The sequence below is a fragment of the Hamadaea sp. NPDC050747 genome, from assembly GCF_040654195.1.
In the GTDB taxonomy this organism is placed as follows: Bacteria; Actinomycetota; Actinomycetes; order Mycobacteriales; family Micromonosporaceae; genus Hamadaea.
This window is the reverse complement of sequence record NZ_JBFAHM010000008.1, coordinates 87950-112706: the sequence shown is the minus strand read 5'-3', so window position 1 is coordinate 112706 and position 24757 is coordinate 87950. Positions and strand designations below refer to the sequence as shown.

The following is a 24757-nucleotide window of genomic DNA, read 5'->3' as shown; positions in this document are numbered from 1 at the left end:
CATGCCGCGCACCGGACCGATCCGGTCAAGCTACGGGGCCTCCATCGTCTGCGACCGGGCCATCTCGCGGAACGCGGCTACCAGGTAGAAGTCCAGGCCGCGGCGGGTGCCGGCCAGCAGATCGGCGATCATCACCGGGGCGTGCAGGGCCACGGCGCGCGCTCCCGGCCGCGCGATCCCATCCGCTTCCTCCGGATGTACGCCCAGCGCACCGGCCAGGATCACGAGAAGCACTTCGGGGTCGGCCTCGGGCAGCCAGGCGAGCGCGGCCTTGGTGGTCGTCTCGAGCACCGCCCGGAGATCGTCGGCGTCCAGCCCGTCGGGGTGGGTCTCCTCCAGCAGCATCCGTAGCACGTCGCCGAGCAGCGGCCCGACGGCCGAGGGGTCGAACGCGGCCAGGTCGGCGGCCGCGGTTCGCAGTTCGTCGGCGTCGGCGGCCCGCGCTGCCGCGACCGCGGCGCTCGCCGCGGCCGCCATCGACCGGGCGGCGGGCGGAAGATCACGGAGACTCACCGCCCCATTCTGCTCCCGCCCGCCGACACTCAGTACCGGTAGGCCCGGATCACTGTCAGAGTGGCGCTGTTGCCGTCGCTGTCGCGTACCGAGCCGCGTAGGGACACGAAGCCGTGCCCGGCCGGATGGCGTACGAGGGCGAGGCCCGCGGCGTACGGGGCACACGTCCAGGTGGCTCCGTCGTCGACCGAGACGTCAACCGTCACGTCCCGAATCGCACCGACCCGGGCACCCGGTGCGGGCGTGAGTCGCACCGGCATCACCAGATCCCGGCTCAGTGCGGTGTTCCGGTCGTCCAACCGCGGCGCGAACCGGATCTCCCACAGCGGCAGGACTCGGCTCGGGGCGTACGCCGAACGGAACTCCCACGCCGCTGTGACGTCGGTGGACAGGGCGTACGGGGTGCCCCGGTGGCTCTGCGCGACCAGGCGATAGCGGGCGTCGACCGCCGGGACGGCGAACGCGCCCGCCCCGCCCCACTCCTCCCGGCCGGTCTCGACGCCGTCGCGATAGAGCACTGTGGACCCCGTGTCCCCGCTGTCGCCGGGGTGGCCCGCGCCGTCGGCGTACATGGGGAGGTCGACCGCGATCGTGTCGCCGGTCCGACGGACGCCCGAGTGCCAGGTGACCTCCGGACCGGGCAGCGACGGCGATACGACGGCACCGTTGAACGTCTCCGCGACCGACGCCCCGCCCCGGTACGCCGTCCACGCCCCGGTCGTGACAGCGCAGCCGAAGCACTCGCCCCAGCTCTCGTAGACCCGCGTACGCCACTGCGTCGGCCCCTCGCCGTTGAAGTGCCGCACGATCGTCCCCGGGACCGGCGCCGCGTACGCGACCGCCGCCGCGTGCGTCTCCTCGCCGGGCAGGCGGCTGACGGCGTACCAGTCGACGGCCAGGCCCGGATCGTTGCCGCCGGCAAAGGTGGTGGTGACCGTCGCCAGTTCAGCCGGCTGCGTATCCCGGTGGTAACCGGAGATCATGCGGCCGTCCTGGTTGTAGCGCACGGCGTACGCCTCGCCGCCGGACGGGGTGATCCACTGGCCCGCGATCGAGGAGGCGAAGCCTGGCACGTCCGCGCCGAGGTGCGCCGTGTAGAGCGAGTTCCAGCCGCCCGTGAACACCCCGCCCTCGGTCTGAAGCCCGGCCGCGTTCGTGTACGTGTAGTGCGCCGACGCCATCGCCACCTGGGCGGTGGCGTCCGGCACGGTCAGCGAACTGGGTTTGGCGCTACGCGCGTCGAGCACCACCGTGGTGTCCCCAGCGACCGTGAACCGTGGCTGGACCAGCTCGGCTGCCTTCATGCCCGTCGAGTCGCCGCCGACGATGAAGCCGTCGAGCAGGTAGACCCCGGCCGGTACCTCGATCGTCGCCGACCCGCGCGGGAAGACGTCGTAGTAGGTGGCGAAGTCCTCCGACAGCAACGAGGTCTGATAGTCGGTCGCGGCCAATCCATCGAATCCGATGTGGACGAATGTGACCTGGTAAGTCGTGGTGACCGCCGGCTCGGGCGCAACGGTCTTCGCAGCGGGGGTCTTCGCAGCGAGGGTCTTCGCAGCGGGGGTCTTCGCAGCGGGCAAGGTGAAGGTCGCCGGGGAAGCCAAGGCGTCGGCCGCCGCCACGCGTACGCGTCCGCCCGCGACGCGGGTCACGAACGGCACCTTGTCGCGGCCGGGACCCGGCTGCACGACGGGTACGCCGTCGACCATGGTGACGCGGTCCCCGGTCGCCAGGACTGTGCCGCTCCCCTGCTCGGTGGCGGCCCGAGCCGGCAGCGGCCCCGTGATCAGCAACGCGATGGTGCCGAGAACGCTCAGCACTCGTCTCATGATGACTCCGTTTCAGGTCGGTCGGTCATCGGGACATGTGCGTGGGCCGCCATTTCTTACGCCGATGGCGATAATGAGGGCGTGAGCGACGGGTGGCCGGAGCGGCTGATCGAGGAGTACGGGCCGACGTGGCATCCAGGCCCCTTCGAACGGGGCACCGACGGCCCACGCGTCATCGTCGCCGGGGTCGACGGCTCGCCGACCGGCATGCGTGCCGGGGCGTACGCCGGAGGGCTGGCCCGCCGTCAGCGATCCCGCCTGGTCGTCGTCTACGTCGCGACCCCGTCGGTCTGGACGGCGATGGCGGCCAGCGCGGCCGCCGCGCAGGAGCAGTTGTTCGACGACCAGATCCAGGAACTGCGGACGCAGATCCGGGACCGGGCCGCCGAGTTCGGCATCTCCACCACGTTCATGGTTCGCCGGGGCGACGCCTTCGCCGAGTTGCGCGACGCAGCCGTCGAGCTACGCGCCGACATGGTGGTCGTCGGCGCGTCCGAGCAGGCCGGGCACCGGTTCATCGGCTCGGTCGCCGCCCGGCTCGTCCGCGCCGGGCGCTGGCCGGTGACCGTCGTGCCGTAAGAACCGCCGTGCCGTGCCGTAAGAACCGCCGTGCCGTGAGACCGCCGTGCCGTGAGACCGCCGTGCCGTGAGACCGCCGTGCCGTGAGACCGCCGTGCCGTAAGACCGCCGTGCCGTGAGAACCGCCGTGCCGTAAGACCGCCGTGCCGAACGACCGAGCCGACCGCCCGCCCAGATCTCGCCGACTAGGCAGGACCTGGACGGGCGGCCGTCGCTCAAACGGCGAGCAGTTCCGCGACCGCCTCCGCCGTCTCGGGATGCGCGCCGATAAGCTCCGCGACCAGTGATCCGGTGCCGTCGGTGTCCAGCGTGCCCCACGAACCGGTGACGCCCAGCAGGGCGGCGACCGCGTCCGTCGGCTCCGGCCGCTCGGACAGCAGTCGTGCGACCGGCCCGGCGGTCACCGGCGTACCGGCCGAGGTCGCCGGGGCGACCGCGTCGGGCGACCACGGCGGCGTCCAGCTGTCCAGCGCGGGCAGGCTGCCGGGGAAGGTCCGGCCGGCCTCGCGAACGAGGACGGGAACCAGCTCCGGGGCCTGCTCCTTCAGCGTCGTGATCAACTGCGGCAGCCAGGGCAGCAGCACCGGGTCGGGCAGTTGTGCGAAGGCCTTCGACAGGATCTCGACGACGAACGAGGTCAGCCCCGGCACCGGCACCAACGCCTGGAGGAACCCGCTGACGTACTTGGGCATGGCGGGCAGCACCATCGGGTTGGCGAGCAACTCGTCGACCCGCTCCCGCAGTCGCGCCAACGGAAGCAGGCCCAACTGGTGGTGGGCCGCCCAGAGGAGCGCGACCTTCGCCGGGGCCTCCGGATGCGACTGCTGGACCGCGATCTCCAGCTGCGCCCGGTCACACCCCAGCGACAGGGCCAGGTTCTCCATCCCGAACAGGAAGCCGAGCATCGCCGCGACCTGGCGTACGCCGGTCTCGTCCTCCACGAACGCCGTCGGCAACAGCGTGCAGTAGTGGGCGTAGCCGGTCTTGACGAAGTCCTCGCACCAGGCCGGCAACCCGCCGCGCTCCCCCGACCGGTAGTAGGCCAGCAGCCGGCGGACGCGCTGCAGCACCTCGGGAGCCTCGTCGACGGTACGCTCGGCGGCCAGCAGCTCGACCGCCCGCGCGCCGAGTTCGTCGGTGAACCGGCGACTCCGCAGGTAGAGCAGCGAATCCTCGACCGCCGCCAAAGCGCCCGCCGCCGTCGCCGACGGCGCCCACACCTCCCGCCGCAGCCGCTGCTCGAGCACCTGCTCGACGGTGATCCCCTCGTAGCCCAGCTCGATGAGGTACCGCTGGCTGCGCCCGATCGCGAGGTCCCAGCTCTCCTGAATGGACTTCCGGCCCAGCGTGCGCTCGCCCATGATCGGGCGTACGACGTCGGGCGGCATCAGCCGCCGCAGCACCCACAGCAGGTCGGAGCATGGCACCAGCTCCGGCTGAGCCTTGAGGTCCAGCAGCGCGCGCTGGATCGTCCGCGCCTCGACGTTCACGCCGAGCGGTTGCAGCCGGTCGTAGACGTCGCGGGCCAGCGGGGGCAACGCGTCGTAGCCCACCTGCCCGATCCGGTCGCCGCCGAGCATGATCTCGCACAGCCGCCGCACGTCCCGGCGGCCCGGGACGGCGTCCTTCTCGATGCAGGTCACCGCGGCGTCGGCGAAGTCGTACGGCGTCGGCCGGGCCCGATTACGCATCCCGGCCAGCAGGATCGACGTCTCGAACACCGCGATCGCGTCGGCCGTGCTCGACAGGTAGCCGTGCCGCCGGGCCAGCCGAACGATCTCCACCGACCAGCCCAGCAGCTCGGCCTCATCGAGGCCGTCCAGCCGCGGCGGGCTGGCCAGGAACTTCGTGAGCTTGTCGGTCACGGGCTCGGCGACGGCCGCCGGCGGCGCCACCGTCGCCTTGACGGCCGCGCGTTTCCGCGTACCCGCCTGGCCTTGGAGCTGGAACGGCTTGACGCCGGTCCGCGTCACGGCCTTGGCCCAGGTGGCGGCCGCGATCGAGACCGAACCCGAGGCCAGCCCGAACTGGGCCTCGATCGCCGAGTGGCTGGACGGGATGAGCCCGTAGAGCCATTTCGTGGCCGTACGCGGACTGATCTCCCAGTCCGGGCCGGTCAGCCCGAACTCCGGCACGTGGCTCGCCGCGTGGAACGCGCCGCACACGTAGAGCGCCTGCGACGGGTCCACACCGGACGAGGCGAGGTGCTGGCGCATCCGCGTCCACATGTAGCGCTCGCGGTCCTCGTCGACGGTGACCCGGCGCGGATCGCCGGGGGCGAGCCGCCGGAACAGGCTGCCGATGAGGACCATGACCTGGCGGTAGGTCTCATAGTCCGCGCCGGACGAGCCGAGTGGCTGCTCGACATACTGGTCCCACCACTCCGACCAGTGCCGCACCTTGCCGTGGTGCAGCAGGTACGCCTCCAGCTGCCCGAACCGCGGCCGCAGGTCACCGATCTCCACACCGACCGCGTCGCCGTGCAGATCCTTACCTTCGGCGTCGTCCTCGGAGTCGGCGTCGGCGTCCTCACCCGGCGCCGGAGCGTCCTCCGAGCGGGGCGACCACTGGAAGACGTGGTCGGTCGACCGGTCCACGCAGACCAGCTCGACCCCGGGCGTGTCCAGGGCGTACGCGATCGCCTGGTATTCGGCCGAGGCCTCGGTGATGGGCGCGACGACGCTCAGCGGCGACCAGTCCGGCGGGAAGCCGTCCACCTCGGAGGCGAACGCCTGTACCGCGACCGGCAGCTTGCAGTTGCGCAGCTCGTCCAGCAGCGGCCGCAGATCCTCGCACAGTTCGACGTAGATGACCTGCGGCCGCTTCTCCCGGAGGCGGCGAGCCATCGCGAGCGCGGAGGCCGGCGAGTGGTGGCAGACCGGGAAGATCTCCAGCGGCTCGCGCAGCGCCCGGTCGACGTCGGTGACCATGCCGGCGAGGATGCCGTCGAGGTCGCCGGGGCCGCCCGCGAACTCGGCCGCCGCCTCCAGCAGCTGGTCCCTCAGGGGATCGAAGGCGGTCATGACAGGGTGGCGATCGCCTCACGGCCGCCCGCGAGGAACTCCGGCCACTCGCCACCGTCGGCCTTGCTGCGCGGCTCGACGACGCCGTGCCAGTACTTGTTGAGGATGGCCAGATCCTCCGGGCTACGCCGGGCCAGCGACCCGACGAGCGACCCGGCCAGGGTGTGCGCCCGCAGCTGGGCGTCGCCGAAGAACTGGCTGTGCAGGATGGCGTCCTCCAGGACGCCGATCTGCTCGGCCGTCGACAACGCCGACTCGAGCTTCTCGTCGTCGCTGGTCGCCGAGGCCGCGGCGGTACGCAGATCGGCGAAGCTCTGCAGCAGGATGTCGAGCAGCGTCGGCGGCACGTCCAGCTCGATCTGGTGCCGCTTGAGCAGCTCGACCGTGCGGAAGCGGACGATCTCGGCCTCGCTCTTCTTGTTCGTCACGACCGGGATGCGGACGAAGTTGAACCGCCGCTTGAGCGCCGACGACAGATCGTTGACGCCGCGGTCGCGGCTGTTGGCGGTGGCGATGATCGAGAAGCCGGGCTTGGCGAAGACGATGTTGTCGTCGTCCAGCTCTGGGATCGAGACGTACTTCTCCGAGAGGATCGAGATCAGCGCGTCCTGGACGTCGCTGGTCGACCGGGTCAGCTCCTCGAACCGGCCGACCACGCCCTGTTCCATCGCCGTCATGATCGGCGACGGGATCAGCGACTCCCGCGACTGGCCCCGGGCGATCACCATCGCGACGTTCCACGAGTACTTGATGTGGTCCTCGGTGGTGCCCGCGGTGCCCTGCACGACGAGGGTCGAGTTGCGGCAGATCGCCGCCGCCAGCAACTCGGCCAGCCAGCTCTTGCCGGTGCCCGGGTCGCCGATCAGCAGCAGACCCCGGTCCGACGCCAGCGTCACGATCGCACGCTCGACGAAACTGCGGTCGCCGAACCACTTCTGCGGGATCTCCCGGTCGATGCCGTCGGCCCGTTCCGAGCCGAGCACGAACATCCGGACCATGCGCGGGCTCAGCCGCCAGGTGAAGGGCTTGGCCCCGGTGTCGATCGACTCCAGGTAGTCCAGCTCCTCGGCGTACTTCACCTCGGCGGGAGCGCGCAGCAGGTTGTCGGTCATCAGCGTTTTCTCCTAAGCGAGGAAGTTCTTGAGCTCGGTCACGAGTTTGCGGATGTGCCCGGAGATCACCGGGGTGCCCTGATCCTTGAGCTTCTGCCGGAACCAGGGGTTGACGCTCGTCTGCCCGCCGCTGTTGACCGAGCCGACCGGGATCAGCTTGGCGCCGGAGCGGTGCACGGCCTGCAGACCGTCGAAGACCGCCTGGTCGCGCGACTCGTAGAAGTCGGAGATCCAGACGAGCACGGTGTTACGGGGATCGGCGACCTTCGGCCGGGCCAGGTCGAGGGCGACCGTGCCGTCGGTGCCGCCGCCGAGATTGGTCCGCAGCAGCACCTCGAACGGATCGTGCACCCACGGAGTCAGGTCGAGCGCCCGCGTGTCGTACGCGATCAGGTGCACGTCGACCTTGGGCAGCCCGGCGAAGATCGAGGCCAGGATGGTGCAGTTGACCATGGCGTCCACCATGGACCCGGACTGGTCGACGACGACGATCAGCCGCGCCGGGGTGGTCCGCTTGGCGGTGTGCCGGTAGAAGAGCTTGTCGACGTAGAGCCGCTCGTCCTCCGGGTTCCAGTTGGTCAGGTTCTTCCAGATGGTGCGTTCGAGGTCGAGGTTGCGGTACACCCGCTTCGGCGGCACCGAGCGGTCCAGCGTCCCGGTGCTGGTCTGCTGCACCTGCGTACGCAGAACCTCGGCGACCTCGTCCACGAAGCGCCGGATGAGCGCCTTTGCGTTGGCCAGCGCCACCCCGGACAGGTTGTCCTTGTCCCGCAGCAACTGCTCGATCAGCGACATGCTCGGGGTGAGCTGCTTGGCCAGTTTCGGATCGGCCAGCACCTCACGCAGCTGCATCCGCTTGACGAGGTCGCCTTCGAGTCCGGCCAGTACGCCGCCCAGCTCGCCGGCCGTGCCCGGCCGGGCTCGCAACTGCCCCGGCTCGCAGCCCATGGCCTTGGAGAACCAGCCCGCGTCGGACTGCCACTGGGCCAACTGCGTGGCGGTGACGTTGCCCGATCCGGTGGCGAAGACGTTGAGCAGCACCTTCGACACCAAGGCGGCGCGGCGTACCTGGGTCTCCCCGGTGGGCGCCTCGTCCTCGGGCGGCACCATGAGGCCCTCGAACTCGGCGGCCAGCTCGGGAAACCGCTGCACCACGGTGTCCACCGCGACCGACGGGTCGAGCAGGGCCGCGGGCAACCCCGCCGCCTGCACCGTCGCCATGCTCGCCGACTCCAGCGCGGGCTGCTCCTCGCCGCCGTCGAAGATGCGGGCCAGCAGCCGCCAATAGAGCACCTGGCGACGAGCGTCCATGTCCGTCCGTCCACCGTCGGTCATTTGCGCAACAGCCTTCCCGCGCGCTCGCGCAGGACGCCCACGGCGTCTCCGGCGGCGGCCTCCGCCTTGGCGGCCTTCGGGTCGGACGGCCCCATCGCCCAGTCGCCGCTGTGCGCCGCGACCGGCTTCTTCTTCACCGTCGACTCCACCGCCAGCGGCTGCACCAGCCACCGCCCGGCGTCCCAGCGCAGCAGGCCGATCATCGCCGACGCACCGGCGGCCAGATCGGCGGTGAGCGGACCGGCCGCGCTGATCCGGTCGGCGTCGACGGTCAGCGGACCGCCCGCCGCGAACTGGTGCGCCTCCAGGAACACCGGTTCGGCCAGGCGCACCGGATGGCGGTCCAGCGGCGGAACCGCGGGCGCCACCGCCTGGGCGAGCTGCACCCGGGCGGTCGCGAACGGATCGGCCGGCTCGCCGGCGGCCGCACAAGCCTCGTCCCAGAGCAGGTCCCCCGAGCCGAGCAGGGTCATGCCGGTCAGGTCCAGGCTGCGGCGTTCGGCGAGCGCCGCCAGCAACTGCGGATAGCCGCGCAGCAGCCGCCAGACGGCCGCTCCGGTGATCGTGTCGACCTTGGGGGCGCTGACCGAGATCCGGGCCAGCTTCGGCGGCCCGCCCGCTTCGAGGAGGCCGTGCACCTGCGCCTGCAGGGCGGTGGCGTGCTCGTGCAGGTCGACGCCCAACGGCAGGAACCGCCCCGTGACCGGCTGTCCGCCGGCCGAGGCCGGGAATCCGGGCTGAGCCAGCAGCATCGCCCGCGACCACAGGTCGGCCCAGCGCCGAACCGGCAGCTGCGGCAACGTCAGAATCGGACTGGACGCGCGCAACTCCGCGGCGAACCCGTCGAGCAGCACGGCGAGGCGGCGTAGCCGCGGCTCGGCGAGCAGTCCTTCGATCATCGGGTCGGCCGCGCCGACGAGGTCTTCGGTGACGCCGCGCCACCCCGCCACGGCCAGCTCGACCAGCCAGGTGCGTACGCCGTTGAGCAGGTTCTCCGGAGCCGAGTCGGACGCGGACGGCGCCTGCCACGGCTCGCGCTGCCGCCCGAGGGCGTCGTCGAGGCCGCCGAGCAACGCGTCGTGCACCGCGCCGAGCGCGGCCGACCGGCCCCCGGCCAACGCGGCGACATACTCGTCGCCGGGCGAACCGGCCAGGACCTTCGCCGCCGCCTCGGCCAGCCGCTCACCGAGCGGGGTCGCGCCGAACGCCCCGGCCAGCCCGGTGAGCGCGGCCTGCCGCGGCTCGGACAGCCGGCCGAACCCGTGCGTCAGCGCCTCGTCGAAGGCGGCCACCGTCTCCAGTGCCTCCGGGGCGCCCGCCGGCGTCTGGGCCAAGTACTCCACCAGCATCAGCGCACCGCCTTCGCCGACGGCAACTGGGTCGCCGGGAACCACTGCAGCTCGGGAAGCGGCTCAGCCGTGCCCGGCAGTTCCAAATAGGACAGATGGCGCAGGAATCGGGCGAACACTCCGGCCGCCGAGGAGCGCTCCAGCTTCCAGGTGGTCCTCCGGATCAGGTCGCCGCCGTGCTGGATCTCGCCCTCGGCGTCGATGCGCAGGTAGCGGGCGATCCGCTCGCCCCCGAACTGCACGACGGCCTCGTCCATCAGCAGATCCAGGTGCTTGCACGTGTAGTCGTCGCCATAGAGGCCGCCGCACGGCCGGTTGTTGTTGGTCGAGCAGCTGAAGGTGTGGTCGCCCGCAGTGAACTGCGAGACGTAGACCCGCTCGATGTCCGACCCCGACGAGACGACGCCTTGCAATCGACCCTCGGCCAGCTCCACGAAGGGCACCTTCGCGAGTTTCCGTGGCCGGGCCGGCGGCACCACCACGGCGGTGCTGCGGGCTTCCCAGTCCGGTTCCGTTAGCACAGTCGGCGACACATCTGGCGGCACGCCATCGACCTCCCCAGGCGAAACGCGCGCGCCACTGTGGACGCTCGCGGGAACGGATGATCCGTGAACGCGACAGTTCTACATCACGCCACCGACAATCCCGCCCCCGGGCTCATCGACTCTCCGGCGGATCCTCCACCTCGTCCAGCGCGGCCTGCTCATGCAGCACGATGTCGTGCAGCGGCGCCTCCGGCCCGCCGAAGGCCTGTCCGCGCGCCTCGCCGTCCGGGCTGCCGCTGAAGACCCGCGCGTCCTCCTCCGGCGCGGGCTCCGGGGGCGCGGCCGGCACGATCGCGGGCGTGGCGGCCACCCAGGCCCACTCCCGCCGCGCGTCGATCCAGGCCGCCTCCGTCCTGGTACGCGCGAAGGCCGACGGCTGGTGGTCGCGTACCCAGGCGACCAGGTGCTCGCGGACGAGACAGCGCAGGTCCCACAACGACGGCGCGTCGCGGGCGCTGCACAGTGCCCGCAGCCGCACCCGGCCCTCGATCGCGTCGGTGACCTGCAGTACGCACACCCGCCCGTCCCACAGGTCGCTGGTTTCGAGCAGCCGCCGCAACTCGTCCCGGATCGGCTGCACGTGCACGGCCCAGTCGACGTCGAACTCGACCGAGCCGAGGATCTCCGACCGCGTACGCGTCCAATTCTGGAACGGCTTGGTGGTGAAGTACGACGTGGGCATCACGAGCCGGCGGTCGTCCCAGATCTGCAGGACGACGTGGCTCAGCGTGATCTCCTCGACGCGCGCCCACTCGTTCTCGACCACGATCACGTCGTCGATCCGGATGGCCTCGCTGAAGGCCAGTTGCAGCCCGGCGATCACATTCCCCAGTACGCTCTGCGCCGCCAGCGCCGCGATGACGCCGATGATGCCGGCCGAGGCGAGCAGGCTGGCCCCGATGGTGCGTACCTCGGGGAAGGTCATCAGCACCACGCCGACGGTGAGCAGCACGATGGCGGCGATGGTGACGCGGCGGACCACCACGATCTGCGTACGGATGCGGCGGGCCGACCGGTTGTCCGGCACGTCGATGCGGAACCGCGCCTCCGCGACGTCCTCCAGCGCCAGCAGCACCGTCGCGACCAGCCAGGCCCCGGAGACGATCAGGCCGATGCCCATGGTGTGCAGGACACCGTGTTTGAGGTCGAAACTCTGGCGGGAGACGAGGACGACGGCCCGGACGGCGAAGATCACCGCGAAGACCTGGAACGGCCGGTGCGCGTGGTCGGCCAGTTCTGCCATGATCACCGAGCGGCGTCCGGCGCGGACGATCGCCCGATGAATGATCTCCACGACGACGAGCGCGGCCACGGCCGCGCTGAGGGCCGCGATCGACAACGGCACCGCGTCTCTCCCTTCACCGGCACCTTTGAAGATCCCATATTCCGGCGCGGACGTCCCGGTAAACCAGCTGGTCTAATCTGCGGGCATGGGCGACCTGCGCCGCCTCCCCAAGGCGAACCTGCACCTGCACCTGACCGGCGCCATGCGCCCGGCCACCCTCGCCGAGCTGGCCACGCGCGCCGGGTTGCCGCTGCCGCCCCCGCTGCCGGGAGACGTGGCGCACGGATGGGAGGCCTTCCAGGAGCGCTACGACATCGCCCGCTCCGCTGTGCGTACCGCTGCAGACGTCACGCGCGTGATCCGCGAGACGATCGCGGACAGCGAGGACGACGGCGCCGCGTGGGTGGAGATCCAGATCGACCCCACCTCGTACGCGCAGCGCCTCGGTGGCGAGGCGGCGGTGGTGGAGACGGCACTGGCCGCCGCGGCCGGGCGGGCCGGGATCGTGCTGGCGTCGAGCTGGGCCGGGTCACCGGAGACCGCCGCCCGGATCGCCCGGCTGGCGGCGCTGTACCGACCGCACGGTGTCCTCGGATTCGGACTGTCCAATGACGAACGCCGAGGCCGGGTCGCGGACTTCGCCGAGGCGTTCCGGATCGCGGCCGACGCGGGACTCCTGTCCGTGCCGCACGCGGGCTTCTACGAAGCGGCCTGGCATGTACGCGAGTGCGTGGACCTGCTGGGCGCACGGCGGATCGGCCACGGACTGACCGCCGCCGCCGACCCGGTGACGCTCGAGTTCTTGGCCGAGCGGGGTGTGACGCTGGAGGTGTGCCCGACGTCGTACCCGCCGTTCGGCATGTCTTTCCCGCTCGTGCGGCTCCTCGAGGCGGGTGTCCCGGTGGCGCTGGGCACCGACGACCCGCTGCTCTTCGGAGCCGACCTGAGCACGCAGTACGCGATCGCCCGGCGGCTCGGCCTGGACGACGCCGCGCTCGCTGAGCTCGCGCGACAGTCGATCCACGCCTCCGCCGCCCCGCCCGCGCTTCGCGCCTCGATGCTCGCCGGCGTCGACGCCTGGCTGGCCGCGGGCGACGACGCCCGACCACGCGGGATGCCGGGATAACGCGGTCTTCCGCGCGCGAATAACCGCGATATCCCGGCATCCTGCGAAAGCATCCCGCGAAAGCATCCCGCGAAAGCATCCTGCGAAAGCCGCATGCGAAAGCCGCCTGCGACGGCACCCGGCGAAAGCCGCGCCCGGCGAAGGCTGGAGCGTCAGCGGGCGCGCAGGCCGTCCGACAGCAGGTCGAGCAGCCGGCCCGCCTGGTCGCGCTGAGCCGGTTCGCCGGCGCTCATGGTGACCCCGAGGAGGGCGGCGAGCACGTCCTCGGCGGCGACGTCCGCCCGGAGGGAGCCCTCCGCCGCACCCGCCGCGAGCAGCGAGGACAGCGCCGCGAGCAGCTTGGCCCGGCTGTGCTCGTAAGGGTTGACGCCGGATGCGACGACGATCTTGAGCGCGTCGGCCATGCCGCGCTTGGTGGCGATGTAGTCGACGAAGTGGTTCATCCACTCCCGAAGCGCCTCGGCCGGCGGCAGGGTGTCTAGGAGATCGAGCGCGGCCGCGCCGAGCTTGTCCACCTCGTTGCGGTACGCCGCCTCGACGAGCGCCTCGCGCGTCGGGAAATGCCGGTACAGCGTCCCGATGCCGACCCCGGCCTGCTTGGCGATGGAGTCGAGCGTCACATCGTTGCCGTCCGGCCCGGTGAACGCCTCGACAGCCACGGTGAGCAGCCGGTCGCGGTTGCGCTGGGCGTCTGCGCGCATGTGCTCCCCTTGCAAACCGGAGGATCCTCCGGTTAGAGTCGGCCACGTAACGGAGGAACCTCCGCTTTAACCGAGTGTAGCGGGATGGAGCACAGCATGAGCACCCGGATCACCACACCGTTCGACGCGACGTCGACCGCCGCCGAGGTCGTCGCGGGCGTCGACCTGACCGGCCGCCGCGCCATCGTCACCGGTGGCGCCTCCGGCATCGGCGTCGAGACCGCGCGCGCTCTCGCCGGCGCGGGAGCGGAGGTCACCCTGGCCGTCCGCGACCTGGCCGCCGGAGGGCGTACGGCCGACGACATCGTCGCCTCGACCGGCAACAAGCAGATCCACGTGGTCCACCTCGACCTGGCCGACCCCGCGTCGGCCGCCGGGTTCGCCGCCGCGTGGGAGGGGCCGCTGCACATCCTCGTGAACAACGCCGGGGTGATGGCCTCGCCGCTGACGCGTACGCCGCAGGGCTGGGAGCTGCAGTTCGCCACGAACCACCTCGGTCACTTCGCGCTCACCACCGGTCTGCACCGAGCGCTCGCCGAGGCCGGTGGCGCCCGGGTCGTCTCAGTCAGCTCGGCCGGTCACCTCAACTCGCCCGTGGTCTTCGAGGACATCCACTTCGAGCGCCGGCCCTACGAGCCGTGGCAGGCGTACGGGCAGTCCAAGACGGCCAACATCCTGTTCGCGCTGGAGCTGACCCGCCGCTGGGCCGACGACGGCGTGTACGCCAACTCGCTGATGCCCGGGGCGATCCGGACCAACCTGCAGCGCCACATCACCGAGGAGGACCTGCTGGCGATGCGGGCGCGCACCGGCGGGACCGGAGCCGTGCCATGGAAGACCACCGACCAGGGCGCGGCCACGTCTGTGCTGCTCGCGACGTCGCCGCTGGTCGACAAGATCGGCGGGCGCTACTTCGAGGACTGCGCCGAGGCCGGGCCGAACCAGCCCGGCACCCGCGCCGGCGTGGCCGCGTACGCCCTCGACCCGGACGCGGCCGAGCGACTGTGGCAGGTGTCGGTCGACACCCTGAGCTGACCTGGCCCCGTCGAACGATAAGGTCATTCCGCAGTAATTGGGGATGACGCGGGCGGGAGTGAGATGACCTCGGTGCAGGTGAGCGTAGCGGGTGGGCGATGCGACCTCTGCGGGGAGCGGCTCTGCCTCACCGCGCGGATCACGTCGGCGGGTCGCAGCGTCGGCCTCTGCCCCCGCTGCGACGCGGACAACCCGCACGGCGCGGAACTGATCGCCTACTTCGCGACGCGGTCGGCGGTGGCCGCACAAGACCGGGCCACCATCGCCGACCTGCTCGGCCGCTGGCTCGGGTCGCTCGACCAGGATCGGGTCACCGCGGCGGCGCCGTCGCTCGCCGAGGCCGCCGAAGCGTGGTGGTCGCTCTACCAGAAGCGGGCCGCCCCGGACGAATCCGGAGCGGCCCGCTCAGCTGTGCAGGGTCAGACCGTCTGACTATGCGCGCGAGCGGAGCGCTGGCGAGCGGCTCTGCGTACGCGGGCGGACAGGCGGTTGCGCTGCGCCTCGGCCACGAGTTCCTGGTGGTGGAGCTTCGCGAGTTCGAGGACGGTCTGCGGTGAGGTGAACATTGTGGACTCCTTGTCGTGGTGCTCGGTCTTGCTTCTTCGTTCGACAAGGAATATGTTGCCCGAGTAAGGGGTAGCAGCCATCAGGATCGGTTACGTATCTTGGCCGCCCCGACCTACCTAGATCACTCCGCCGCCGCCTAGGTATACCTAGGCCCGCCGGCCGCGCCGCGCCCGCAGGTAGTCCGAGACCACGTAGCGGCCCAGCTCCTCCGCCTCCGGCGTGAACACGCGGCCCCCGTTGCGGCGCGCCACCGCGTCGACGAACCGCCGCAGTCCCGGGTCCTCACCCAGCATGAAGAAGTTCAGCGTGGCCCCCGAGCGGGTCAGACCGTCCACTTCGGCCACCGTCGCCTGCACCGTCTCCGACAACGGCGGCCAGGAGAACACCGCCTCGCCGTCGGCGTCGATGTGCGCCGTCGGCTCGCCGTCGGTGATGACGAGGACGACCGGCTCGAACCCCGGATGCCGGTGCAGATGCCGGGCGGCCAGCCGCAACGCGTGCTGCAGATTGGTGCCCTGCACGAAGTCCGGCTCGACCGCCGCCAGCTCCTGCTGCGACAGCACCCCGGCCTCCCGGCTGAACCCGACGATCTGCAGCGCGTCCTGCGGGAACCGCGTCGCCACCAGGTGCGACAGCGCCAGCGCGGTCTGCTTCATCGGCCCCCACCGGCCGTCGGCCATCATCGAGAACGACAGGTCGACGCACAGTGCCACCGCCGCCGACGCGCGCCGCTCGGTCTCGGCCACCTCGAAGTCGTCGACCTGCAGGGTCACCGGGACGCCCGCGCCGCGGCGGGTCACCGCCCGGGTCACCGTCCGCACCACGTCCAAGGGCTGTTCATCACCGTACGCCCAGAGCCGTGACGCCCCGGTCACCTCGCCCGCGGCGCCCGCGTCCCGCAAGTCGTGCTGACCCCGCCGGCCTTCGGCCAGATCGGCGAAGACGCGGCGCAACGCGGTGCCCCCGAGCCGCCGCAAAGCCTTGGGGCTCAACGTGAGCCCGTCGCTCGACCGGGTCACCCAGCCTTGCCGGCGCAGTTCCCGCTCCAGCTCCCGCAGGCGGCGTACGTCGTCGGCCGCGGCGCGGCCCAGGTTCCGTTCGACCGCGTCGACGTCCACGTCGTCCAGCGTCGCGCCCGGATGCTCCTGCGCCAGCTGCTCGATGAGGTCGTCGAGGTCGGCGATCTCGCCGAGGGCGCCGGTCGCCTCGCCGTAGCCGAGCGGCTCCTCTCCGCGTACGCGGGCCTGCCGGTCCCACGGCAGATTGGGCCGCAGCGCCCGCAGGTTGGCCGTCAGGGCCGCCATCTGCTCGCCCAGTCCGGAGCCCGCGAGTGCGGCGTCCATCAGGCCTTCCAGCTCGGCCCGCTGGCTCGCCGACAGCGACCGCATCAGCTGTTCGCCCGCGGCGGCCCGGCGGGCCAGCGCGTCGATCAGCTCCTCGACCGAGCCGGGTTGCTCCGGGAAGAACTCGCCGTGCTCGCGCATGAACGCGGTGAACGCGTCCTGGGTGTCCTCTCCCCGGGCGTGCCGCCCGAGCAGGTCGTTGAGGTCGCGCATCATCCGGGCCAGCCGCTGCTGCGCCGCCGGATCGTTCGCGGTCGCGCCGAGCGCGTCCCGCAGACCGCTGAAGCGCTGCTCGAGCACCTCCCGGCGAAGACCGTCGAGGATCTGCTGATACGTCTGCCGAGCCTCGTCACTGGCCCAGTCATAGCTGGACAACTCGTCCACCGCCCGCGCGGTCGAACGAGGCAGACTGTCCAAAGTAGCCTCAGCAAACCGAGCCGCGTCGTCGTCGCGCCCGGCCAGCTCGTCCCGTTCGGCCGCGAGCGCCTGATCCAGCAGCGCCTGCGCCCGGGTCACCGCGCCGTCGAGTGAGCCGCGCCGCATGGCCTCCAGCCGCATCCGCCGGGCGCGGGCCGACAAGTCGTCGAGCCCGCCCTGGCCGGAGGGACCGCGCCGGAGCAGGTCCCGCAACGCCTCCCGGAGGCTGCCCCCGGCCAGGACATCGGCGCCGACCTCGTCGACCGCCGCCCGCACGTCGTACGGCGGAGCCAGCGGATCGGGGCCGCCCCGCCACAAGCCGTAGCGGAACCGGTTCCCGCCAGCCATCTCAGCCTCGCCCACCCCGGTCGGCGGCGCCCCGATAGCGGGCGCGCCCGTCGTCGGTGAGGTCCTTGGCCAGCCGCCGGGTCAGGTGCAGGCCTTCGAGGACGAACTCGACTCCGGCGGCCGCCTCGCCCCGGGACGGGCCGTCGCCCAGCCCCAGCCGCTCCAGTGCCTTGGCCAGCCCCGGCACCGTGCCGACCTGCCGCAGCAGCTCGTCGGCGGGGACGAGGTCGCCGGTCTCGACGACGCCGCCCTCGGCGACCAGCGCGGTGAACCCGGACAGGTCCAGCCCGGCCAGGTGGGCCCGGAACGTCTCGGCGGTCGCGGCTCGCAGCAGGTGGGCGAGGATCTCGGCCTCGCGGCCCTCCTCGCCGCTCTCGAACTCGACCTTGCCCCGCAGCGTGCTCGTCACCGACACGGTGTCGCCGATCCGCGCGACGGGTTCCGCCTCGCCCAGCAGCCCGGCCCGGCGCAGCGCCGACGCGGCGACCGTCTCGGCCGCCGCGATGGCGAACCGCGCGGAGACGCCCGAGCGCTGATCGACCGACGGCGACTCGCGGACGTTCCGGGCGAACCGCGCCAGCACCTCCAGCACGTGCTCGGGCACCGGGGCGACCAGCGCCGCCTCCTGGCGGATCAGGTCCAGCTCCAGGTCCAGATCGATCGGGTAGTGCGTCCGGATCTCGGCGCCGAACCGGTCCTTCAGCGGGGTGATGATCCGGCCACGGTTCGTATAGTCCTCCGGGTTCGCGCTGGCCACCAGGAACAGGTCCAGCGGCAGCCGCAGCTGGTAGCCGCGGATCTGCACGTCCCGCTCCTCCAGCACGTTGAGCAGCGAGACCTGGATCCGCTCGGCCAGGTCCGGCAGCTCGTTCACCGCGAAGACGCCCCGATTGGTACGCGGAACGAGTCCGAAGTGGATGGTCTCGGGGTCGCCAAGCGTACGCCCCTGGGCGATCCGGATCGGGTCGACGTCGCCGATCAGGTCGCCGACGCTCGTGTCCGGGGTGGCCAGCTTCTCGCCGTACCGCTCTGAGCGGTGCAGCCAGGTCACGCGCAGTGCGTCGCCGAACTCCTCGGCCAGGCGTATCGACCCGGGACTGATCGGGTGCATCGGGTGCTCGTTCAGCTCCGACCCGGCGATCACCGGCGTCCACTCGTCGAGCAGCTCGATCAGCGTACGGATGAGCCGGGTCTTGCCCTGGCCGCGCTCGCCCAGCAGCACCATGTCGTGCCCGGCCAGCAGCGCGCGCTCGACCTCGGGCAGCACGGTGTCGTCGTAGCCGACGATCCCGGGGAACCGCTGTTCGCCCGACCGCATCCGGGCCAGCAGGTTCTCCCGGAGCTCCGCCTTGACGGTGCGGTAGGTGTAGCCGGCGGCACGCAGCTCCCCCAGCGTCCGCGGAAGGCCTTCCGGTGTGTTCGTCACCCAACCGACGCTAGCGCGATCAACTAGTGATAGTCACGGTGAAATCGCTGTCGGCGTAAGCGTCGGTCACGTTGTTGTAGCAGTTGACGGTCACGGCGTTGGATCCCCAGTACGCGGTCGCGCAGTACGTCGACGGGTCACCCCGCGAGCCGCTCTGGGCGTACCCGTAGGGGATGGAAAGGCCGGGGAACGTGACCCGGTAGCGGCCGACGCCGAGGTAGGCGATCGTGGGCGTGCCGCCGGTGTTCCAGAAGCCCTCGGCCCAGTAGGAGGCCGGGTCGCCCCACGAATGCCGGAAGTACGCGTTTCCGCGCGCGGTCGTGGTGCCGAGCACGTTGACGCCGCGCGAGTAGCTCAGGGAGAAGCGGGTGTCGGCCGGGTTGCCGAAGGCGTCGACGCAGAAGATCCCGATCGGCGTCGGCGTCTCGTCGTTCTCCCCGTGGACCTCGCAGCGGACCGCGGTCGTCCCGTACGCGGTGATCTGGTAGTGCCCGTCGTTGTTGTCGACCGGATAGTGCGCGTCGACGGTCGGCATCTGCACCATGTACACGCCTTGCGACTGCCGCCACGCCAGCGGCGATCCGCCGGTGGAGTCGTAGGAGTACGCGGTGCTCGGCGTGTACGGCGTCGCGGAGTACGGGTCGTGCGCCCACAGGTACGAGAAGGTCCCGTAGGCCGCGGTGCGGTTGGTGAAGTGCGCGACGAAGTAGGAGTCCGCCGCGACCCCCGCCGCGCTGAAGCACCGAACGCTGACCACCTCGTCCACCCCGACCGGCAGCCAGCTCGCGATCGTGCAGATTGCCGTGTTGCCCGAGCCGTACGGGCGGACGTGCGCCACTCCCCCGCTCACCGCCATGCCGGCGAACCGGACCGAGTAGACCCCGGTGGAGCTACGCGTGATCACGACCGCGCCGCCGGTGGAGTTGCGTTCGTACCCGCTGGCCGCGGTGTAGCTCGCCACGGACGGCTGGTACGCCCACACGTACCCGTCGACCTGGGCGGCCGCCTGCGCGGTCGGACCGTGGAGCAGGACGGCCGCCGCCGAGCAGACGGCGAGCGCGGAAGCGAGGATGCGTCGCATGCCGATCATGCTCAGCCATGCGGCGCCGGCGGTCAGTCGCCTTCCCGACGCCCGCCGGACTGATGCAGATCACGGTTGCGCATGCATCCCCGATCGGCGGAAGCATGCGCAACCGTGATCTGCAGGTGACGGGGTGATGCGAGGCGTCAGGCGGAGGCGGCAACCGGTTGCGCCGTGGGCGCGGCACGAGGCGCGGGAACGGCGGGCACCAACGCCGGGCGCCGCCGGGCCGCGATGTCCTCGATCCAGCCGACCGCGAGCACGGCCAACGCCGTCAGTGGCGCCCCGACCAGCAGCGACGCGATTTTCATCTCGGTCGTCAACGGGGTGACCCCGGCGTACTGGAGCAGGGCGCCGGTCAGGAACAGCACCGGCAACTGCCACACGTAGATCGTGATCGCGCGCGCGTTGAACGCGCTCACCAGGCGAGCGAGTCTCGGGAACCGGTCCAGCCAGGCCAGGGTCGGCCGGGCCCGCAGGGCCAGCAGCACGAATCCGGTGCCCCACAGCGTCTCGGCGATCGGGTCGGCGAACGGGAAGCCGCCCTGCCCGGCGCCCCACACGTAGCCGACGACGCCGAGCACGGCGGCGGACGCCGCGCACACCCAGATCGGGACACGGTCGAGCAGCCGGGTATGCCGGGCGAAGCCGAGCATCCAGGCGGTGCCGTAGGACGCGGTCGACCACATGACGTCGCCGACGCGGTTGACCGGCAGCGGGACCAGCGGCGAGTACAGCAGGACCGCCCCGGTCAGCGGGGCGATCAGCGTCTTGACCGGCCAGCGCTGAAAGAACCACCAGAAGATCGGCGACAGCAGGACGAACCAGATGTACGCCCGGATATACCACAACGCGAGCGTGAACGCCCCGCCCCAGGAGCTCGCGGGCGGGTTGGCCAGCGGCAGCACCCAGTACAGCAGGTCCTGCCAGCGCAGCGGATTGGTCGGATCATGCTGCCACCCGTTGATCAACATGAGCGGGATCGCGACCGCCGCGAGCGCCCACAGCGGTGGCAGGGTTCGGCGCAGCCGGGAGCGTACGGTCGGGGCCGGTCCCTTGCGTTCGAGCGAGGCCGCCGTCATCGCCCCGGCGAGCCCGAACATCACGAACATCGAGGGGAACAGGACCGCCAGCCAACTGATCCACAACGTGTGGTGGAGGAACACCCGAGTGATGGCGACTGCACGCAGCGTGTCCACATATCGGCTGCGGGGGCGGGTGGGCTTGGTCTTGGGGTCCAGGGCCTGCTCGTCACCGCTGCGATTCACAGTGTGTTGCCTCGCTTTGCTGATCCGCGTAGACCCTCCGTCTTATTTCCGGTCTACCCGTACCAGTAACCTACTCAAACCTCGAAGCCGACTCAAAGCCGCCTTTCGGGGTTCCTCTGGCGATCACAGCGAAAACCGCAGACTGACCGCCCCTCGCAGATCCAGCCAGGCCTCCGTCGGCGTACGCACGAGGCGCAGGACGATCTCGTCGCAGCCTGGGCAGCGGCCGACCAGGCCGGGACCGTGATCGTGGCCATACACCCGCAACGCGGCGATCGGCCCGGTCAGCCCACAGGCGGCGCAGCGGCCGTCGACGGTGGTGACGTCGACCGCGAACAGCTCTCGCATCGGCCCGGCCAGCGAACTGCCGTCAACGTAGTCAAGCATCGGTTCCTCCGAAGCGCTCGGTCTTGATCCGCTGGGGTTCGTGCCCGGCGTCGATCAGCAGGTCGGCGGCGGCCTCGACGAACCCGGTCGGGCCGCAGACGAAGACGGCCGGCTCGAAGTCGGGCGGCCAGCCCCATTCGGCGAGATCGGCGGCGGTCAACCGGCCCGGCGGGCGGCCGTGCCCGTCCGGTGCGCGGCGCGTGTAGACCACCGTCACGTCGAGCCCCCGATCTTCCAGGGCACGCCGGCGCAGCTCCTCGGCATAGAGCACGTCTTCCGGCGTACGCGTGGAGTAGACGAGCCGGAACGGGACGCGGACCGAGGCTTTCGCGCGGGCCCGGATCATGGCCATGAGCGGGACCACTCCGGAACCGCCGGCGACGAGCAGCACCGGCGCGGTCTCGGCGGCGCGCCACACGAACCAGCCGCCGACCGGGCCGCGCAGCTCGACCTGCATCCCCGGCTGCAGGACGTCGACCAGATACGGCGAGACCTCGCCGTCCGGAATCCGCTGCACGGTCAGCTCGACGAGGTCGTCGCTGTCGGTGAAGGCCGAGGCGATCGAGTAGCTGCGCTCGGTCGAATAGCCGTCCTCGGCGGTCAGCCGCACGTCGACGTGCTGCCCGGCGAGGTGACCGGGCCACCCGGGCACCTCGAAGACCAGGGTGTGCGCGCTGCCGGTCTCGGCGCGCACCTCCCGCAGCCGGGCCGCGCGCCAGGTCAGTCGCCTTGATACCGCTGCTCGCGCCATGGGTCTCCGTAGTCGTGGTAGCCCGCCGTCTCCCAGAAGCCCGGTTCGTCCTCGAGCAGCAGTTGCAGGCCGCGCACCCACTTGGCCGACTTCCAGAAGTAGAGGTGCGGCACCAGCAGCCGGGCCGGCCCGCCGTGCTCGGGCGCCAACGGCTCGCCCTCGAACTCGTAGGCGATCCACGCCTGCCCGTCGAGCAGGTCGTCGAGCGGCACGTTCGTCGTGTAGCCGCCGTAGGAGTGCGCGAGCGTGAAGTCAGCCGCCGTCTCGACGTCTTCCAGCAGCGTCGCGATGGCGACGCCGCGCCAGTGCGTCGTCAGCTTCGACCATTTCGTAACGCAGTGGATGTCGACCGTGACGTCCTCGGCGGGAAGCTGCTGCAGCTCGGCCCACGACCAGGTGTGCCGGGCGCCCGTCTCGGTGATCACCGCGAACTCCCACGCGTCCAGCGGCACCCGGGGCGTCGGCCCCGCCGACAGCACCGGAAAGTCCTGCGTGAGGTACTGGCCCGGCGGCAGCTTCGGCCCGGACGTCTGGCGGCGGCCGGAGAAACCCGGCGACACGATGCCCACCCCGTAGTTCTACCACCGGGAGACGGGGCGGCGGCGCGGTCTGCCGGAACGCTACGGTTGCGGACATGCAGGACACCTCCGCCGCCGCCGCCCTCGTGGCAGGCGGTTCCGACGCGCTCACCACCGCCGCTGACGAGACCGCGGCCACCGCCGCCGGCCTGCTCGGCGATTTCCTCGCCACCGGTACGCTGACCGCGTACGACGAGGCCGTGTCGTCCCTGAGCCGGGTACGCAACCTGGCCAAGCTGACCCAGATGGCACATCCGGACGCGGAAGTCCGCGCGACCGCCGCCACCGTGCAGCAGGACATCGACAAGCGGCTCACCGAGATCTCCCTCGACCCGGCGGTCTACCAGGCGCTGGCCGGGCTGGACCTGAGCGGCGAGGACGCGGCCACCCGCCACTGGGTCGGCCGGGTGCTCCGCGACATGCGGCTGGCCGGCGTCGACCGAGACGACGAGACGCGCGCCCGCGTACGCGCCCTGCAGGACGAGCTGACCGCGACCGGCCAGGCGTTCGAACGGGCGATCGCGTCGAGCACCCGGACGGCGGAACTGCCGCCGAGCGCCCTCGACGGGCTGCCCGAGGACTACGTGGCCGCGCACCCCGCCGGCGACGACGGGCTGGTCCGGATCACGACGGACTATCCGGATCTCGTCCCGTTCCTCACCTACTCCCGGGACGCCGCCGCGCGCGAGCAGCTGTGGCGGCTCAACAACCTGCGGGCGTACCCGGACAACGAGCCGAACCTGCGCCGCCTGCTGGAGCTGCGCCGGGAACTGGCGACCCTCCTCGGCTTCGCGACCTGGGCCGACTTCGTCACGGCCAACAAGATGATCGGCTCGGAGCAGGCGATCGCCGACTTCATCGCCCGCATCTCGACGGCCGCCCGCGACCGCGGCGACCGCGACTACGCGGTCCTGCTGGACCGCAAACGCGTCGACGACCCCACCGCCGAGGCCGTCGAACCGTGGGACAACATGTACCTGACCGACCGCGTACGGGCGGAGCAGTTCGCCTTCGACTCGCAGGCGGTCCGGCCGTACCTGGAGTACCACGCCGTCAAGGACGGGTTGATGGCCGTCGCGGCCGAGATGTTCGGCGTCGAGTTCCGGCCGTCCGAGCAGCCCGTGTGGCATCCCGAGGTCGAGGCCTACGACGTCGTGGAGAACGGCGCCGTGCTCGGCCGGATCTACCTCGACATGCACCCGCGCGCCGACAAATTCAACCACGCCGCCATGTTCACGATGGTCGTCGGGAAGCAGGGGCGTACGCCCGAGTGCGCACTGCTGTGCAATCTGCCCAACCCCGCCACCGGGCGCGCCCTGCTCCAGCCGACCGATGTGCGGACCTTCTTCCACGAGTTCGGCCACCTGCTGCACCAGATCTTCGCCAGCGCCGGCCGGTGGAGCGGCGTCGGCGGGGTCAGCGTCGAGTGGGACTTCGTCGAAGCGCCGTCGCAGCTGCTCGAAGAGTGGGTACGCAACCACGGCGTGCTGGCGCGCTTCGCCCGGCACGTGGACACCGGCGAGGCGATCCCCGCCGAGACGGTGGCGGCGATGCGGGCCGCCGAGGAGTTCGGCAAGGGCATGCTGGTCCGTCAGCAGATGTACTACGCCGCGCTCAGCCTGGAACTCCACCGCCGCGAGCCGTCCACACTGGACATCGATGCGGTGGAGAAGGAGACGATGGAGTTCCACACCCCGTTCCGGCACCCGGAGGGCACGAAACTCCACCTGTCGTTCGGCCACCTCAACGGATACTCCGCGATGTACTACACCTACATGTGGTCACTGGTCATCGCGAAGGACCTATTCACCGCCTTCAACCCCGACGACCTGCTCGCGACCGGCCCGGCGGGCCGCTACCGGCGTACCGTGATCGGACGCGGCGGTTCGGCCCCGGCGGCCGAGCTGATCCGGGACTTCCTCGGGCGCGACTACAACTTCGACGCCTTCCAGGCGTGGCTCGAGAGCTGAGCCCGCCAGTGGCGGCGCAACCTCGCGGCCCGGCGCGGCGGGACCCGGCGACGCAACCCCGCCGATCCGGCGACCCGGCGCGACTACTGGAACGTCACGTACCTAACCCAGCCCGGGATAGGTACGTGACGTTCCGGTAGTCGCGAAGCGATGGCGGCGCGAGGGCCGCGCGAGGCCCGAAGCCAGGCC

General features: G+C 71.4%; 22 protein-coding genes. 5 read left to right on the top strand and 17 right to left on the bottom strand.

The window, feature by feature from the left end:
• Positions 1-30: 30 nt before the first annotated feature.
• Both AB0H43_RS20190 and AB0H43_RS20185 read right to left on the bottom strand, forming a co-directional pair.
• Positions 31-513, bottom strand: coding sequence for a hypothetical protein (locus tag AB0H43_RS20190; protein ID WP_360001099.1), 483 nt, complete (start codon positions 511-513; stop codon positions 31-33).
• Positions 514-542: 29 nt separating this feature from the next.
• A complete protein-coding gene (locus AB0H43_RS20185) occupies positions 543-2342 on the bottom strand; it encodes a hypothetical protein (RefSeq protein ID WP_360001097.1) in 1800 nt (599 codons plus the stop codon).
• Positions 2343-2423: 81 nt separating this feature from the next.
• Between AB0H43_RS20185 and AB0H43_RS20180 the strand changes: the two genes are divergently transcribed.
• Positions 2424-2921, top strand: coding sequence for a universal stress protein (locus AB0H43_RS20180; protein WP_360001096.1), 498 nt, complete (start codon positions 2424-2426; stop codon positions 2919-2921).
• Between the two features lie 215 nt (positions 2922-3136).
• Here the strand turns inward: AB0H43_RS20180 and AB0H43_RS20175 are convergent, their stop codons facing one another.
• From AB0H43_RS20175 to AB0H43_RS20150, 6 genes are all read right to left on the bottom strand, one after another.
• Positions 3137-5944 carry a DUF5682 family protein gene (locus tag AB0H43_RS20175; RefSeq protein ID WP_360001094.1) on the bottom strand — a complete coding sequence of 936 codons (2808 nt, stop codon included), beginning with the start codon at positions 5942-5944 and terminating at the stop codon, positions 3137-3139.
• Entirely contained in the window at positions 5941-7056 is a 1116-nt protein-coding gene (locus AB0H43_RS20170) for an AAA family ATPase (protein ID WP_360001092.1), read from the bottom strand. The genes AB0H43_RS20175 and AB0H43_RS20170 overlap by 4 nt, the downstream gene beginning before the upstream one ends.
• A 12-nt stretch (positions 7057-7068) precedes the next feature.
• Positions 7069-8391 carry a VWA domain-containing protein gene (locus AB0H43_RS20165; RefSeq protein WP_360001090.1) on the bottom strand — a complete coding sequence of 441 codons (1323 nt, stop codon included), beginning with the start codon at positions 8389-8391 and terminating at the stop codon, positions 7069-7071.
• Positions 8388-9740 carry a hypothetical protein gene (locus tag AB0H43_RS20160; RefSeq protein ID WP_360001088.1) on the bottom strand — a complete coding sequence of 451 codons (1353 nt, stop codon included), beginning with the start codon at positions 9738-9740 and terminating at the stop codon, positions 8388-8390. Before AB0H43_RS20160 ends, AB0H43_RS20165 begins: the two co-directional genes overlap by 4 nt.
• Positions 9740-10261 (bottom strand): hypothetical protein, encoded by a 522-nt coding sequence (locus AB0H43_RS20155; protein ID WP_360001086.1) that lies wholly within the window; start codon positions 10259-10261, stop codon positions 9740-9742. The genes AB0H43_RS20160 and AB0H43_RS20155 overlap by 1 nt, the downstream gene beginning before the upstream one ends.
• Positions 10262-10397: 136 nt before the next feature.
• A complete protein-coding gene (locus tag AB0H43_RS20150; RefSeq protein ID WP_360001084.1) occupies positions 10398-11630 on the bottom strand; it encodes a mechanosensitive ion channel domain-containing protein in 1233 nt (410 codons plus the stop codon).
• A gap of 85 nt (positions 11631-11715) precedes the next feature.
• Here AB0H43_RS20150 and add point away from each other — a divergent pair, with 85 nt between their 5' ends.
• Positions 11716-12696, top strand: coding sequence for an adenosine deaminase (gene add / locus AB0H43_RS20145; protein ID WP_360001082.1), 981 nt, complete (start codon positions 11716-11718; stop codon positions 12694-12696).
• Positions 12697-12848: 152 nt separating this feature from the next.
• On the opposite strand, the gene AB0H43_RS20140 is transcribed toward add, so the two are convergent.
• Positions 12849-13397 (bottom strand): TetR/AcrR family transcriptional regulator, encoded by a 549-nt coding sequence (locus tag AB0H43_RS20140; protein ID WP_360001081.1) that lies wholly within the window; start codon positions 13395-13397, stop codon positions 12849-12851.
• Between the two features lie 96 nt (positions 13398-13493).
• Between AB0H43_RS20140 and AB0H43_RS20135 the strand changes: the two genes are divergently transcribed.
• Together AB0H43_RS20135 and AB0H43_RS20130 are read left to right on the top strand one after the other, a co-directional pair.
• Positions 13494-14432 (top strand): SDR family NAD(P)-dependent oxidoreductase, encoded by a 939-nt coding sequence (locus tag AB0H43_RS20135; RefSeq protein WP_360001079.1) that lies wholly within the window; start codon positions 13494-13496, stop codon positions 14430-14432.
• A gap of 72 nt (positions 14433-14504) precedes the next feature.
• Entirely contained in the window at positions 14505-14864 is a 360-nt protein-coding gene (locus tag AB0H43_RS20130) for a DUF6300 family protein (RefSeq protein ID WP_360001077.1), read from the top strand.
• Here AB0H43_RS20130 and AB0H43_RS20125 read toward each other — a convergent pair.
• The 8 genes from AB0H43_RS20125 to AB0H43_RS20090 all read right to left on the bottom strand — a co-directional run bounded on the left by AB0H43_RS20125 (position 14852) and on the right by AB0H43_RS20090 (position 22589).
• Complete coding sequence (locus AB0H43_RS20125; protein ID WP_360001075.1) at positions 14852-15079, bottom strand: hypothetical protein; 228 nt, start codon at positions 15077-15079, stop codon at positions 14852-14854. The two genes, AB0H43_RS20130 and AB0H43_RS20125, sit on opposite strands and share 13 nt — an antisense overlap.
• A gap of 66 nt (positions 15080-15145) precedes the next feature.
• Positions 15146-17107 carry a VWA domain-containing protein gene (locus AB0H43_RS20120; RefSeq protein WP_360001073.1) on the bottom strand — a complete coding sequence of 654 codons (1962 nt, stop codon included), beginning with the start codon at positions 17105-17107 and terminating at the stop codon, positions 15146-15148.
• 1 nt (position 17108) lies between these two features.
• Positions 17109-18533: a magnesium chelatase gene (locus tag AB0H43_RS20115; protein ID WP_360001071.1), complete on the bottom strand. Its 1425-nt coding sequence runs from the start codon at positions 18531-18533 to the stop codon at positions 17109-17111.
• 19 nt (positions 18534-18552) lie between these two features.
• Positions 18553-19614, bottom strand: coding sequence for a hypothetical protein (locus AB0H43_RS20110; RefSeq protein ID WP_360001069.1), 1062 nt, complete (start codon positions 19612-19614; stop codon positions 18553-18555).
• Between the two features lie 146 nt (positions 19615-19760).
• Positions 19761-20882, bottom strand: a complete 1122-nt coding sequence (locus AB0H43_RS20105) for an acyltransferase (RefSeq protein ID WP_360001068.1) — start codon at positions 20880-20882, stop codon at positions 19761-19763.
• A gap of 123 nt (positions 20883-21005) precedes the next feature.
• Positions 21006-21269 (bottom strand): DUF6510 family protein, encoded by a 264-nt coding sequence (locus AB0H43_RS20100; protein WP_360001066.1) that lies wholly within the window; start codon positions 21267-21269, stop codon positions 21006-21008.
• A complete protein-coding gene (locus AB0H43_RS20095; protein ID WP_360001064.1) occupies positions 21262-22020 on the bottom strand; it encodes a ferredoxin reductase in 759 nt (252 codons plus the stop codon). The genes AB0H43_RS20100 and AB0H43_RS20095 overlap by 8 nt, the downstream gene beginning before the upstream one ends.
• Positions 21990-22589, bottom strand: coding sequence for a molybdopterin-dependent oxidoreductase (locus AB0H43_RS20090; protein ID WP_360001062.1), 600 nt, complete (start codon positions 22587-22589; stop codon positions 21990-21992). The genes AB0H43_RS20095 and AB0H43_RS20090 overlap by 31 nt, the downstream gene beginning before the upstream one ends.
• Positions 22590-22654: 65 nt before the next feature.
• Between AB0H43_RS20090 and AB0H43_RS20085 the strand changes: the two genes are divergently transcribed.
• A complete protein-coding gene (locus tag AB0H43_RS20085; RefSeq protein ID WP_360001060.1) occupies positions 22655-24568 on the top strand; it encodes a M3 family metallopeptidase in 1914 nt (637 codons plus the stop codon).
• Positions 24569-24757: the final 189 nt, after the last annotated feature.

Bases quoted from the DNA above. Each gene is read 5' to 3' on its own strand.
- AB0H43_RS20185 (WP_360001097.1), bottom strand. From the start codon at position 2,342: ATGAGACGAGTGCTGAGCGTTCTCGGCACCATCGCGTTGCTGATCACG.
- AB0H43_RS20175 (WP_360001094.1), bottom strand. From the start codon at position 5,944: ATGACCGCCTTCGATCCCCTGAGGGACCAGCTGCTGGAGGCGGCGGCC.
- AB0H43_RS20170 (WP_360001092.1), bottom strand. From the start codon at position 7,056: ATGACCGACAACCTGCTGCGCGCTCCCGCCGAGGTGAAGTACGCCGAG.
- AB0H43_RS20165 (WP_360001090.1), bottom strand. From the start codon at position 8,391: ATGACCGACGGTGGACGGACGGACATGGACGCTCGTCGCCAGGTGCTC.
- AB0H43_RS20160 (WP_360001088.1), bottom strand. From the start codon at position 9,740: ATGCTGGTGGAGTACTTGGCCCAGACGCCGGCGGGCGCCCCGGAGGCA.
- add (WP_360001082.1), top strand. From the start codon at position 11,716: ATGGGCGACCTGCGCCGCCTCCCCAAGGCGAACCTGCACCTGCACCTG.
- AB0H43_RS20140 (WP_360001081.1), bottom strand. From the start codon at position 13,397: ATGCGCGCAGACGCCCAGCGCAACCGCGACCGGCTGCTCACCGTGGCT.
- AB0H43_RS20135 (WP_360001079.1), top strand. From the start codon at position 13,494: ATGAGCACCCGGATCACCACACCGTTCGACGCGACGTCGACCGCCGCC.
- AB0H43_RS20125 (WP_360001075.1), bottom strand. From the start codon at position 15,079: ATGGCTGCTACCCCTTACTCGGGCAACATATTCCTTGTCGAACGAAGA.
- AB0H43_RS20120 (WP_360001073.1), bottom strand. From the start codon at position 17,107: ATGGCTGGCGGGAACCGGTTCCGCTACGGCTTGTGGCGGGGCGGCCCC.
- AB0H43_RS20110 (WP_360001069.1), bottom strand. From the start codon at position 19,614: ATGCGACGCATCCTCGCTTCCGCGCTCGCCGTCTGCTCGGCGGCGGCC.
- AB0H43_RS20100 (WP_360001066.1), bottom strand. From the start codon at position 21,269: ATGCTTGACTACGTTGACGGCAGTTCGCTGGCCGGGCCGATGCGAGAG.
- AB0H43_RS20095 (WP_360001064.1), bottom strand. From the start codon at position 22,020: ATGGCGCGAGCAGCGGTATCAAGGCGACTGACCTGGCGCGCGGCCCGG.
- AB0H43_RS20085 (WP_360001060.1), top strand. From the start codon at position 22,655: ATGCAGGACACCTCCGCCGCCGCCGCCCTCGTGGCAGGCGGTTCCGAC.